The sequence below is a fragment of the Flavobacterium panacagri genome, from assembly GCF_030378165.1.
Lineage (GTDB): Bacteria > Bacteroidota > Bacteroidia > Flavobacteriales > Flavobacteriaceae > Flavobacterium > Flavobacterium panacagri.
The window spans coordinates 4,408,534-4,422,602 of the sequence record NZ_CP119766.1 but is presented as its reverse complement, the minus strand read 5'-3'; the positions used below and the strand labels follow the sequence as shown (position 1 = coordinate 4,422,602).

The window sequence follows — 14,069 nt, the reverse complement described above, 5'->3', positions numbered from 1 at the left end:
TTTTGAATTATAAATTTTGAATAATGTTATGCATATTTACTTAACCGCAAAGTTCGCAAGGGTTTACGCGCAAAGCTTTGCGAACTTATTTTCTTTCAATATAAACAGACAAAAATCTTAGCGTTCTTTGCGGTTAAAAGATTTTAGTATTTAAACTTAAAACTATATTTTATCTCTAAAATCAAACCATAGGTTCATTTTGATTCCTTCGTCTCCGCTTTTGATGCGGATATTGGTAGGCTGACTTTGAGGCCCTTGCTGTTCAAGAGGTTTAAAATCTCTCATGGCTGGAATTTCATACATAAACGAAATATCTCCTTCCGGAAAAGCCGGCTGCGGATAACTGCCAGGGAAACCATTTTTAGGCAAATCTGGAGTAAATAATCTCAGAAATAGATTATCAGATTCACTGAAAACTTTAAAAGAAGAAGTTCCCGCTTTTAAATTTGCTCCAATAACATTAGCATGATAGCCCTTAAATTCAGGATATACCAGATTTTCAAAACTTTCTCCTGTTATTGTAGTATTATAATCTTTCTCCCAAATTCCGTAGGCAGTGCCTTTTATTCTATTTTTCCAAACACGGTATGGCCCCCTTCCAAACCATTTCATACCCGTGACATCCTTTTCAGGAAAACTGAAAGTGATTCCGAAAGAATTGATTTTATCTTCAAAAAACGCTCCGTCAAAACCATCAAAACCGCTTGGTGCTTTTTCGTTTTTTAGGACAATCATTTCCATTTTAAATCTTCCGTCAGCTTCCATTGTCCATTTTATACTTGAAATTCCACCAACATAGGAAACCAAACAAACTGCTTTATCGCCCTCTTGTGAAACTTGAATGTCTTTTAGTTTCGCTTTCATTCCGATAGGACGCGGGCCATTTGTTAATGGAATAGTTGAAATTCCATTTTTAACAGAAGTAATTTCTCCATTAGCAGCATTGAGAACAACGGTAACATTATTTCCTTTTAAAGTAACTTCGGTTGCCGTTTTAATTGCCGATGCTTTTGCTTTTGTATTTTGAACGGCTAAAAACTTATTTGCATAAAAAAGTGCTTTATGAATTGGCCATGTCCAAGTGTAAATTTCTTTATTGAACTGGTCATAAGCGGTAATAGAAAGTACATCTCCCTCAGCAAAATTGTTTGGAACCGCAAACTGAATTTTACGTGTTTCTCCCGGATTTATTTTTGGAATTTGAATTTTGCCAGAACTTATTACTTGTGCATTTTTGTTGCTGTATAAAACGTCTGCATCAGATTTTAGTACTTTAAATTCCATTCTGCACGAGTTCAGATTACTGAATAAATAATCATTTGTAATCAGAAAAGACCCGTCAAAGTTCGGAGTAACTTGTTTTGGCTGAAACTGGATGGGTGCCCAAACTTCCTTTACAGTATAATAACTACCTTCTTTTTCGCGATGAGGCCCTAAAATTCCATCGGCAGCTAAAGAACCTTTCGAATCAAATTTTACATCTCCAGTCCAATCTGAGCGTTTTACGGCTTCGTCTAGCATTGCCCACATAAAGCCTCCAGCAAAAAGCGGACTTTCTTTATAGCGGTTCCAGAAATCTTCCAATGCGGCGCCGTGACCGTTATCATAAGTTCCGTGCATGAATTCGGTTGGGAAAAACACATTTTCGCCCGCATTAAAACGATGCATTCCGGTTAAGTAAGTTGGATAATGATGCGTATCCCAGCCATTAAAATCAGCCCAGGGATGAATCACAATTCGTTTCTGCGGGTCTTTTTCAGCAAAAACCTTATCAACTTCATAATTCCATCCTCCTTCATTTCCATTGTCCCAGATAATTACAGATGGATGATTGACGTCACGTGTTACCATTTCGCCGACCAATTTCGTTCCCGTTTCAGTATCGTATGAGTTTTGCCAGCCTGCCAGTTCATTTAAAACAAAAATTCCAAGAGAATCACAAACTTCCAGAAAGTGTTCGTCTGGAGGATAATGCCCTCGTACAGCATTCATGTTCATGTCTTTGATTATTTTTCCGTCCAGTTCGCTGATTCTTTTGCTGGTGCTTCGTCCTCCTTCTGGCCAAAAAGAATGACGGTTAATTCCCTTCATGACAATTTTAGTTCCGTTTACATAAATCCCGTCCTGTTTTTTAAACTCCAGAGTTCTGAAGCCTATTTTTTTATTGTATTCATGAATACTATTTCCGTTTTGTTTTAAAACCAATTGCAACTCGTACAAATTAGGACTTTCTGGATTCCAAGGTTTGATATTTTTCCATTGTGCCGAAATCCTTTCTTTAGTAGTTTTCGCTTTAAGCGGAAAAGAAAAAGCTTCCAGACTTTCTCCGTTTAAACCTTTTAGCGAGACTTCTAAAGTGGTATTTTTTGCAATATTTTTTAAATCCAAATCAACTGTGATACTCCCATCCATTTTTGGATTTACGGCTATATGCTGAATATTTGTTTTTGGAGAAACTTCCAGCCAAACGGGACGATAAATACCTCCAAACAACCACCAGTCGGCTCTTCTTTCAGCTGCATTAACCGATTTGTTAGCAGAGTGTTTCCAGACATGGACTTCCAGAATATTTTTAGCACCATAAGTTACTAACGATGAAATATCATATTTAAACTCATAAAAACCGCCTTGATGAATAGCGCCTGCTAGCTTTCCGTTTACTTTTACCTCAGTGTCAGTCATTGCACCGCCAAAAACAATCTTCACTTCCTTGTCCTTATAAGACGCTGGAACTTCAAATTCGTATTTGTATAAACCTTCTTCTTTGCTTGGTTCTTTTTGATTTAGTTCTTTATACCAGCGACCGTAGGTATATTCCCCAAAACCTTCTAATTCCCACTGAGAAGGAACATTTATTTTTGACCATTTTTTGCTGTTATTGCCATCGGTGCAGTAAAAATCCCATTGTACAGGATGTTCAAAATCTTTTCCTGAAAGATAAATTTTGTCAGTCTGCTGCGCTGTACTGTTTAGTGAAATAAAAATGGTCAGGGCTGTAATCCACTGAATTTTAAGTTTTTTTAGTTGCATAAAAGTTGGTTCTTTGGTTAGTTTCCATCTGGTTTTGAAATTTCAAATCGGGCGCTCATAGGCAGCGTCCAGCTTGAAATATAGTTAGGTTTGTTCGGATTATATTCCGGAATATCTTTTTTGATTTGTTTTTTCAAAGGAACGTCAAGCTGACGAATTCCTCTAATTACACAAAGTGCAATTTCGTTAGCCCCAAAGCTATTAAAATGCGTATTGTCGTCCAATGCTTTTTCCTGACCGGGAAAGGTGTTGGCAGGATATTGTACAAAAGCTTTTCTGGATACTTCATCGCCCCAGGTTTCGTAAAGCTCGGTTGTCATTTTTGTAATATCAATAAGAGCTGTATTGTTTTTTTGAGCCACGGCACGCATCGCTGGAGGAAAATCGCCATGCGTATCTTTTAGAGTGCCGTTTTCATTAAAAAAACGGCGTTGTGTTGGGGTAACTAAAATCGGAATTGCGCCTTTATCTTTAGCTGCCTGAGTAAATTCTGCCAATAAATCTGAATACGATTCCCACGGGCCATTGCCGGCACCTTTGATTTTTTCGTCATTATGACCAAATTCCACAAAAAGGTAATCTCCTTTTTTGATTTGGGAAAGTATTTTTTTCAAGCGGTTGCTGGCTTTAAAAGAACTCAATGAAGAACCCGAATACGCATAATTTGCTACAACAACATTTTCATTAAAATAAGCAGTGATAAATTGTCCCCACGATGCCCAAGGCTCTACATCTTGGTCGGTAACAGTAGAATCTCCGGCTAGATAGAGAACCGTTAAATTGTCTTTTTTTGTGATTTTAATACTCTGAACGGCTGTTTCGCCTAGAAATTCAAGGGTCAATTTATCATCCCAATCTAAGATGTCTTTTTCACGGTCTTTAAGAGTAACATTCAAATTATCATCAATTCTAGGATTTCGAACATTTATATTAAAAATCTGTACAGCTGATTTTCCTTTTGCTACAATAAACTCATTAACCATTAATCGGCGAGATTCTGCTTTTATGGTTGTTTTAAGGTCTTTTTGAGGACTTCCTAAAACTACTTCAACTTGATAATTTCCTTCAGGAAGTTTTACAGAAAAGTAGACAGGCTTTTCAATAGAAAAAGAATTGGAGTTTAATTTTAGGTTGGATTCGGTATTAAAGTCAAATCCATATCCTAAATCAGATTTGTATTCTAAAGATTTTGTTACCGAAATCCCTTTTTTGATTTTTAAATCAGTGCCAAACTGAAAGAGCATTGTCTTTTTTAAACTGTCTTCAGAAACTGTTTTGTTGTCCAATACATTTTTCGTGGAATTATTTGAAAATGCTGAAAACGAGATCAAAACAGAAAGCAAGAATAAATACGAATATTTAAAAAAAATAGTCAAATTTTTGAGATTTTAATTTATTTGTTTTTCAAATCTAATCCTTATGATTTTATATAGTATCCTGTACTATGATGTTAAAAAACGATTAAAAAAATAAAGTTTCAATAAAAAATAATCTTATAAGTCAGGTATGTACAGGATACGATGTAATGAAAAAACAAAGAAATTGCATAAAAATAATATTGAATTAATAAAAAAATCACTAAATAATTTCGTTATGTATTTATTTTAAAAACATAATTTTTTTGCCATTTTATGAAATCTAAAACATCCCTTATTGCAGTATTTATTGGCATTTTTTTCTTGAGCTCGTTAGTAATAAACGGACAGGAAAAAACAACCCGTAAGATTCATTATATACCTGAAGGAAATAATTTTGTACTTAAAAATGGCAACCGAAAATTTAATAGAGCACTTTATGGTTCCAATACCGGATTTAGGGTAGAGGCGGGAGATTTACCAGAATTTGCGCTCTATATGCCAGGAATGGGAGGCAATTTTAAATTGGCTTTAATAAGTGGTAAAAACAGCAAATGGATTACCGAAGCATCAAAAATTCATACCAGTTATGTTCAAGGAACCATGCATTACGAAATTCAAGATGCTATTTTGGGAAGTGGAAGACTGATTGTTGATGTAGTCGCTTTAAGAGAAAAAGAAGGTTTTATTATTAAAGTATCAGGTAGCAATGTGCCAAAAGATTGTAGTCTTGTTTGGGTTTACGGTGGTGCGACAGGGAAAAAGTTCAGTCGTGACGGAGATATCGGAGCCGACCCCGAATCGGTCTTTTATTTGAAACCTGAATATTGCATCAATAATAAGTATACTTTAGAAAAACAGTCTTTTCTGTTGGAATATGGTTCAGAAAGCAACAAACAAAAAGACGGAAACAATAAGAGGTTAACAGGTTATTTTCCGGATTCAGCTGTTCATTTGGCTAATGCCGAAAAACAAAACTCCCCTTTAGAATTATACAATTCCAATTCAGAATCACTAATGGTGGTTGCGGGAAAAGTCAAGAACTTTCAAAATGAAAATTATTGGTTTCTGACTCCTGAAAAAGTGCAAAATCTTACACAGAAAAATATTGAGTCAATGTATAAAGAAGCTGTTCAGCAAACAGCGGTTTTGGCGAATAGAGTAAAGGTAGTTACGCCAGACCCTTATATCAATACATTGGGTGGAGCACTTGCAATTGCTTCTGACGGAATATGGGAAAGCCCAGCTTACTTGCATGGCGCGGTGGCATGGAGAATGTACCTCAATGCGTGGCGTGGTGCATACACAGCCGACCCTTTAGGCTGGCATGACCGTGCAAAATCTCATTTTAAGAGTTATAGCAACTCACAAGTTACAACTCCTGAGAGTGGCCCAGTTGTGTTTGATGCTGAAAAAAATCTTGCGAGACAGAAAGAAGAAATGGGAACATCAATGTTCAGCAGCGGCTACATCAGCAGAAATCCGAACAAGAATACTGTTGCTCATCATTATGATATGAATCTGGTTTTTATCGACCAAATGCTGCGTCATTTTAAATGGACTGGAAATACCGATTTTATGAAGGAAATGTGGCCTGTACTTCAAAGACATATTGACTGGGAAAAACGAAATTTCGATTCAGACCGCGATGGTCTATATGATGCTTATGCCTCAATTTGGGCGAGCGATGCGCTTCAATACAGCGGAGGCGGTGTAATTCATTCTTCGGCTTATAATTATTATGCCAATAAAACCATTGCAGCTGTAGCTCAAGAATTAAAGGTGGATGCGCTTCCGTTTTCAAAAGAAGCTGATAAAATTTTAAAAGCTTCCAATCAGATTTTATGGCTTCCTAAAAAAGGAATTTTTGCAGAATATAAAGACGCTTTAGGAAATAGATTATTGCATGAAACTCCTGGAGTTTGGAGCATTTACCATACGATTGATTCAGAAATGGCTACTCCGTTTGAGAGTTTTCAAATGCTGCATTATGTGGATAAACAGATTCCTCGCATACCAATTAAAGCGGAAGGATTAGATAGAACTGATTTATTTACCATTAGTACCACCAATTGGCAGCCTTATACTTGGTCGGTTAATAATGTGGCATTAGCAGAACAATTACACACCGCTTTGGCCTTTTGGCAGGGTGGACAAGCCGAAAAAGCGTATCATTTATGGGAAAGCGCTTTGATAGAAAGTATGTATCTAGGAGCATCGCCGGGTGCTTTTGAACAGCTTTTGTACCAAGATGCAATGCGTGGGGAGTTATATCGTGATTTTGCCGACCCAATCGGAATGGCTTCAAGGACTTTGGTTGAAGGTCTTTACGGAATTCAACCCGATGCTTTAGCAGGAACTTTGACTATCAGTCCGGGTTTTCCTTCTCAATGGAATGAAGCTTCAATCGAAATTCCAGATATTTCATTTTCTTTTAAAAGAGAAGATAAAAAAGACAGTTACAAAATCGAAAATCGTTTTCAGTCCAAAATGAGTTTAAAACTTTTATTGGATGCACCTTTTGATAAAATTCAAAACATTATGATAAACGGTAAAATTGCTTCATATAAAGCAATTTCGGAAAGTATCGGAAAACCGAAAATTTGTATTGAAGTGCCTTACAATGCTGTTTATGATGTTGTTGTAAACTGGAAAGGTTTTCCATTAGAAACAAAAAAGCAGACCCCATTTTACACCAGTGGTCAAGATTTACATATAATGACTTTTAAAGCTGAAATTCTTTCGGTTTACGATCCGCAATCGGTTTTAAGTGCTATTTCGAAAACTCAAAATGAGCTTCATGCCAAGTTTAATGGGGAAGGAAACAGTGTGTTTTTTATAAAACTGAAACAAGGCGAATTGTCTTGGTGGCATCCTGTTGAAGTTAATTTTAAACCAAAATTAGAAGCTGCAGCAAAACTTACAGAAGCCAATACTTTAGAAGTTTCCATTAAAAACAATACTGTAAAAAAGATGGAAGGTTCTTTGGTTTTAAATACAAATGAAAAAGCGAGTCAGCCAATTAATTTTAATGTATTAGAACAGAAAACAGTTCAAATTCCGATTCAAGATTTAATGCCAGGAACTAACAAAATTGAGATTAAGAATGGCAATTCATCCATTCAAAACATGGAAATAATCAATTGGGATATTCCGTTTTCGGCTTCCCATAAACAGGAATCGATTGCTCTTTCGTCTTATTTTAATGCTAAAGTTACCGATGTTTTTACCAATGAATATCTTTCGCCAAGACCTAAAACTACGACATTACAGCTTCCGAAACAGGGAATCGGGAATTGGTGTTATCCCAATTTAGAAGTTATAATTGACGACAGTGGACTTCGTGAAAGAGCCAAGAACAAAGAACAAATTACTTCTCCTGAAGGAATTGTATTTAAAACACCTTCATCAGCAGACAAAAAAAATATTGTTTTCACTTCCATGTGGGATAATTATCCGGAAAGTGTTACGATTCCGTTATCTGGAAAAGCTTCACATGTTTATTTTATGGTAGCAGGAACAACAAATCCAATGCAGAGCCGAATGACAAATGGCGAAATCACAGTAAATTACACAGATGGAACTTCGGAAGTTTTAGCACTTAAAAATCCAGAAAACTGGTGGCCGATTGAGCAGGATTATTTTATTGACGGATTAGCATTTACCACCGATGCTCCAAAACCACCAAGAGTTTATCTGAAATCAGGAAAAATTTCGAGAGATTTTAAAGATTTTAAACCCATAAAAGGACTTACCAATTATGGAGTCGAAGGCGGTGCGGGAACGATTCTGGATTTGCCATTGGATAAAAATAAAACATTAAAAAGTTTGACTTTGAAAACCATTGCTAATGATGTGGTGATTGGTTTGATGAGTTTGACTTTAATTAGATAATAATATGAAACAGCTTGAGATTTAACCGCAAAGCACGCAAGTTTTTTTTGCTTTTGGAATTCTAAAAAAACGCAAAGTTCTCAAAGCTTTGTGTAGATAAAGCTTTGCGAACTTTGCGTTTTACAACGTAGTGCTTAGTAAAAAAAACTTGCGTGCTTTGCGGTAAAAATTTCATTTCAATCAGAAACCAAAAAAATAACCTAATGAAAAAACAATTTTCAATTATTGCCATCCTATTTTCGGCATCGCTTTTTGCTCAAAAAATAGACCGAAAAGCCTTGGTAACACGACATAATGTTCAAATTACGGCAATCGATACGCTGGCTTCTTTAACAGTCGGGAATGGCGCTTTTGCCTTTACGGTGGATGCAACAGGACTTCAGACTTTTCCAAAAACGTATCAAAACGGAATTCCGTTAGGAACACAGTCAGAATGGGGTTGGGACAGTTATAAAAATGTGAACAGTTATAAGTTTTCAGAGACTTTAAGAGATTACAAACAGTATGGAAGAGACATTTCATATACTGTTCAAATTAAGGAACCACCGAGAAGAGTTGAGGCGGTAAACTGGTTCAGGCAGAATCCGCATTTATTGCAATTAGGAAATTTAGGTTTTGAAATCACTAAAAAAGATGGAAGTCTTGTGAAGCCAACTGATCTTAAGGCGATTTCTCAGAAATTGAATTTATGGACGGGCGAAATTGAAAGTTATTTTGAAGTTGAAGGAACTCCGGTGACCGTTTATACTGCTTCGCATCAAGACAAAGATGAAATTGGTGTAAAAGTTAAGTCCGCTTTATTGAAAGAAAAACGACTGAAAATCAGTTTAAGAATTCCTTTTCCAACAGGAGATTGGGCTGATATGGGAACAAAATGGGAAGGAAGACAGGATTATAAAACCACTCTGACAGAAAAATCTAAAACACAGGCTGTTGTAAAACATGTGATGGACAGCATTTCGTATAATGTGAGTTTAAACTGGAAAGGAAACGCGCAGATTAAGAAAACAGGAGAACATTATTTTGTTTTAGAACCCTCAAATACAGATGTATTAGAATTAAGCTGTCTTTTCGCTTTAGCGGAAAAACCAGTTTCAAATTCTTCTTTTTTGGTTATCGAAAATAGCAGTATCAAAGGCTGGGAACAGTTTTGGAAAAGTGGTGCCGCAGTTGATTTTTCTGGAAGCACAGATCCGCGTGCCAAGGAATTGGAACGCAGAGTAATTTTGTCGCAGTATCTAACCAAAGTGCAATGTACAGGAAAAGTGCCTCCGCAAGAAACGGGTTTAACGTATAACAGTTGGTATGGAAAACCGCATTTAGAAATGCATTGGTGGCACGGAGTTCATTTTGCGCTTTGGAACAGGGCAGATTTATTAGAAAAAAGTCTTCCGTGGTATCAGAAAGTTTTTGATAAAGCAAAAAATATTGCCAAAAGACAAGGTTTTGAAGGAGCAAGATGGCAAAAAATGACCGATCCTGATGGTAACGAAAGTCCGTCATCTGTAGGTTCGTTTCTGATTTGGCAGCAACCTCATTTTATTACCTATGCTGAATTAATATATCGCAATAAACCTGAAAAAGCAACTTTAGATTTATACAGCGAAAGAGTTTTTGCAACCGCAGATTTTATGGCTTCGTTTGCTAATTATGATGCTAAAAAAGACCGTTATGTTTTAGGGCCGGGCGTTATTCCAGCGCAGGAACGTTTTAAAGCTATGGAAACGTTTAATCCAACTTATGAGTTGGCGTATTGGAATTGGGCTTTGAAAACAGCTATTGCATGGAAGAAAAAATTGAACCAAAAAGTACCTGAGAAATGGGAAACGGTTTTAGCTAAATTGTCTCCATTGCCAATTTCAGATCAGGTTTATCTGGCGACAGAAAGTGCAACAGATTCTTATACCAATCCAGAATTTAAAACCGATCATCCTTCGGTTTTGGGAACTTTCGGAATGCTTCCAGAAACTTCTTTGTTGGATAAGAAAATCATGAAAAATACTTTTGATTTGGTTTGGAATACTTGGTCATGGGATAAAACCTGGGGTTGGGATTTCCCAATGACGGCTATGTCTGCTGCACGTCTGCAGATGCCGGAAAAAGCAATTGATGCCTTGTTTATGAATGTGACTACGAATACCTATTTAAAAAATGGACATAATTATCAAGCAGAACGCTTAACACTTTATCTTCCAGGAAATGGCGGATTACTGACAGCAGTAGCCATGATGTGCGCAGGCTGGGACGGAACAAATGAAGAAAATCCGGGTTTCCCTAAAGATGGAACATGGAAAGTAAAAAGCGAAGGATTTAAGAAGTTTTTTTGAGAGATTCTGAGTGGCTGAGATTCTTAGACTCTAAGTTTTTTTTTAAGTTAAAAAGTAGATAATCTCGCAAAGTCGCAAAGACGCTAAGTTTAGCTTTTAATTTTCTTTGCGTCTTTGCGACTTTGCGAGATTAAAAACAACAAACTCACATATTTAATACAGTATGAAAAATAGTAGATACTTTATAATAATAATGCTTTTTTTGGGTCTAAATGTTTTTGCGCAAAGGCAAATGGAAAACCTCGATCGAGGCGTTATTGCTGTAAAAAACAAGGGTCAGTTTTTTATTGGATGGCGTGTTTTAGGAACTGATCCAGATGATCTGGCTTTTAATTTATATCGTAAAAGCGGTACTAAAAAAGCAGTCAAATTAAATGATAAACCCATTACTGGCGCAACAAACTATGTAGATACAAAAGCGAATGTGCAAGAAGAAAATACCTGGTTTGTAAAAACGGTTTTAAAAGGAAAAGAATCTGATGCAAAAGGAAGTTTTACGATTCTGGCTTCAAGTCCTGATAAAGATTATTTATCAATTGTATTAAAACCAATTGAAGGTTATACAGCAAATGATCTTTCGGTTGGCGATTTAGACGGAGACGGAAAGTATGATCTTGTGGTGCACATGACAGGAAAAGGTCATGACAATTCACATACAGGAATTACAGATCCTCCTATTTTTCAGGCCTATACTTTGGAAGGTAAATTTTTATGGGAAATCAATTTAGGAAAGAACATTCGCGAAGGCGCACATTACACGCAGTTTATGGTGTACGATTTGGATGGCGACGGAATTTCAGAGTTTGTTTGTAAAACAGCAGATGGCACTAGAGACAGTCAAAATAATGTGGTAGGAGATGCATCGAAAGACTGGGTTGATCGAGATCCAAATTCAGCAACTTTTGGAAAAATTTTAAAAGGCCCTGAATATCTTTCTGTCTTTAACGGAAAAACAGGAAAATTAATTACAACAGTCGATTATATTGCTGAAAGAGGCGATTTGGCGGGCTGGGGAGGACATGGCGGAAGCGGTGGAAATGATACTAAAGGGAACCGTATGGATCGTTTTTTGGCTTGTGTTGCTTATCTTGACGGAATTCATCCAAGCGTTGTAATGTGTCGTGGTTATTATGGAAGGACAGTTTTGGCAGCATGGGATTTTAAAGATCAAAAACTAACTTCAAGATGGGTTTTTGATAGTAAAGATTCTGAAAATCCTTATTCGGGAATGGGAAATCATAATCTTACCGTTACTGATGTGGATAATGATGGCAAAGATGAAATTATTTACGGTTCGATGTGTGTTGATGACAACGGAAAAGGTTTGTACACAACGGGTTTTAGACATGGAGATGCCATTCATGTTTCAGATTTAGATCCTGATCGTCCAGGTCTAGAAGTTTTTGGAATTCATGAAATTGAAAATGGTACAAGAGGGCCTGGGGTTACTATTTTTGCCGCTGCCGATGGAAAAGTTTTATTTACGGATTCTCTAAATGAAGATGTCGGCAGAGGTGTTGCAGATAATATTGATCCAACCCGAAAAGGCGCACAATTCTGGTGGTCAGGTTCTCCAAATTTGTATGATATGAAAGGCAACGTTGTTGGGAAAGCACCAAGTTCAGTTAATTTCTTAATTTATTGGGATGGAGATACATCGCGTGAAATTCTCAATTCGAATTATATCGATAAATATGAAAAAGGCCGTTTGTTTACTGCAAATGGTGCGGTTTCTAATAATGGTACAAAATCGACACCGGCACTTTCGGCAGATATTTTAGGCGACTGGCGTGAGGAATTAATTTTGAGGTCGGAAGACAATAAAGAACTCCGAATTTATTCTAGCACTATTCCGACCCAAATCAGACAGTATACGCTCATGCACGATCCGCAATACAGATTGAGTATTGCATGGCAGAATGTTGGTTATAATCAGCCTCCACATACTAGTTTTTATATGGGGACAGACATGAAACCTGCTCCAAAGCCAAATATTGTGCTGGTATCGGCAAAAAAATAATTTGAAAGTTAATTTTAGAAAGAATAGAAATTCATAAGATTAAAATCAATTTCATCATGAAAAAAATAATATTTTGTACGGCTTTAGTGATTTCGTTTGTTTTTGTATCGTTCAAGAAAAATGATTCAGGAGTAACCTTAAAGGAAGTGACTGTAAAAGCTCCTTTTGAAATGCCAGCGATAAAAATTCCTGATTTCAGCAACTGTAAAGAATTTTCGATTACAGATTTTGGTGCTGTTGCAGGAGATTTGAATAAAACTTCTGATGCCATCAGTAAAGCTATTGCTAAGGCCAGCAAATTGGGAGGTGGAACAGTAGTTATTCCAGAAGGAGAATGGTTAACAAAGAAAATTCATTTTAAAAGCAATGTAAATCTGCATTTGAAAAAAGGCGCGGTTTTGCTTTTTTCAGAAAATCCAAAAGATTACCTGCCAGCGGTACGCTCTACTTGGGAAGGCTATGAATGTTATAATTATTCGCCTTTGATTTATGCGTATCAATGTAAAAATATAGCTATTACAGGAGAAGGCGAATTAAAAGCAAAAATGGATGTTTGGAAACAATGGTTTGCAAGACCCAAAGCGCACATGGAAAGCCTGAAGAGATTATATTATCTGGCTTCTTATAATAAACCCATGAAAGAAAGACAGATGGTAAATGATACTGCCAATTTCCGTCCACAGTTTATTCAGTTTAATAGATGCGAAAATATTTTGATGGAAGGTGTGAAAATTACGAACAGTCCGTTTTGGACGATTCATCCTTTTTTGTCTAAAGATGTGGTGCTTCGAAATTTGAATGTTTACGCTCACGGACATAATAACGATGGTGTAGATCCTGAAATGAGTCAGAATGTTTTGATAGAAAATTGTGTTTTTGACCAGGGAGACGATGCGATTGCGATTAAATCTGGAAGTAATCAGGATGCTTGGAGATTGAATACGCCTTCAAAAAATATTGTAATGCGAAACTGTACTGTCAAAAACGGTCATCAATTAGTTGCTATTGGAAGTGAACTATCAGGAGGTATCGAAAATGTTTTTATTGATAATTGTACGGTGGTAGATGGAGCCAAACTTAATCATCTTTTATTTATTAAAACCAATGAACGAAGAGGCGGTTATGTAAAGAACATTCACATGACCAACATAACTTCAGGAAAAATTGACGAGGGGATTCTCGGAATTGAAACCGATGTTTTGTACCAATGGCGAAATTTAGTTCCAACAATCGAAAAAAGACTTACACCGATTCAGAACGTGTATCTTGAAAATATAAAAGCTACAAACGTCAAATTTATTTCAAGAATTTTGGCGCAGAAAGAACTTCCAGTCGAAAATATTTTTCTTAAAAATGTAACGGCTCAGAATGTTCAGGGAGAAAAATCCATTCATGAAAATGTAAAAAACTTTAGTATTCAAAACTGATTTAAATTTTAGAAAG

The 14,069-nt window shown here is 36.4% G+C and carries 6 protein-coding genes; 4 read left to right on the top strand and 2 right to left on the bottom strand.

Annotation, left to right across the window (positions count from 1 at the left end; translation table 11 throughout):
* Positions 1 to 162 precede the first annotated feature (162 nt).
* Both P2W65_RS19245 and P2W65_RS19240 read right to left on the bottom strand, forming a co-directional pair.
* Positions 163 to 3,030 (bottom strand): glycoside hydrolase family 2 protein, encoded by a 2,868-nt coding sequence (locus P2W65_RS19245; protein WP_289660149.1) that lies wholly within the window; start codon positions 3,028 to 3,030, stop codon positions 163 to 165.
* Positions 3,031 to 3,047: 17 nt separating this feature from the next.
* On the bottom strand, positions 3,048 to 4,316 hold the full coding sequence (locus P2W65_RS19240) for a rhamnogalacturonan acetylesterase (protein ID WP_289660147.1): 1,269 nt from the start codon (positions 4,314 to 4,316) through the stop codon (positions 3,048 to 3,050).
* A 345-nt stretch (positions 4,317 to 4,661) separates the two neighbouring features.
* Between P2W65_RS19240 and P2W65_RS19235 the strand changes: the two genes are divergently transcribed.
* The 4 genes from P2W65_RS19235 (at position 4,662) to P2W65_RS19220 (ending at position 14,053) form a co-directional block, all read left to right on the top strand.
* Positions 4,662 to 8,279, top strand: a complete 3,618-nt coding sequence (locus P2W65_RS19235; protein WP_289660144.1) for a DUF4450 domain-containing protein — start codon at positions 4,662 to 4,664, stop codon at positions 8,277 to 8,279.
* A 203-nt stretch (positions 8,280 to 8,482) separates the two neighbouring features.
* Positions 8,483 to 10,606: a hypothetical protein gene (locus P2W65_RS19230; protein WP_289660142.1), complete on the top strand. Its 2,124-nt coding sequence runs from the start codon at positions 8,483 to 8,485 to the stop codon at positions 10,604 to 10,606.
* 232 nt (positions 10,607 to 10,838) lie between these two features.
* Positions 10,839 to 12,626: a rhamnogalacturonan lyase gene (locus P2W65_RS19225; RefSeq protein WP_434783345.1), complete on the top strand. Its 1,788-nt coding sequence runs from the start codon at positions 10,839 to 10,841 to the stop codon at positions 12,624 to 12,626.
* Positions 12,627 to 12,682: 56 nt separating this feature from the next.
* Positions 12,683 to 14,053 carry a glycoside hydrolase family 28 protein gene (locus tag P2W65_RS19220; protein WP_289660138.1) on the top strand — a complete coding sequence of 457 codons (1,371 nt, stop codon included), beginning with the start codon at positions 12,683 to 12,685 and terminating at the stop codon, positions 14,051 to 14,053.
* Positions 14,054 to 14,069 lie beyond the last annotated feature (16 nt).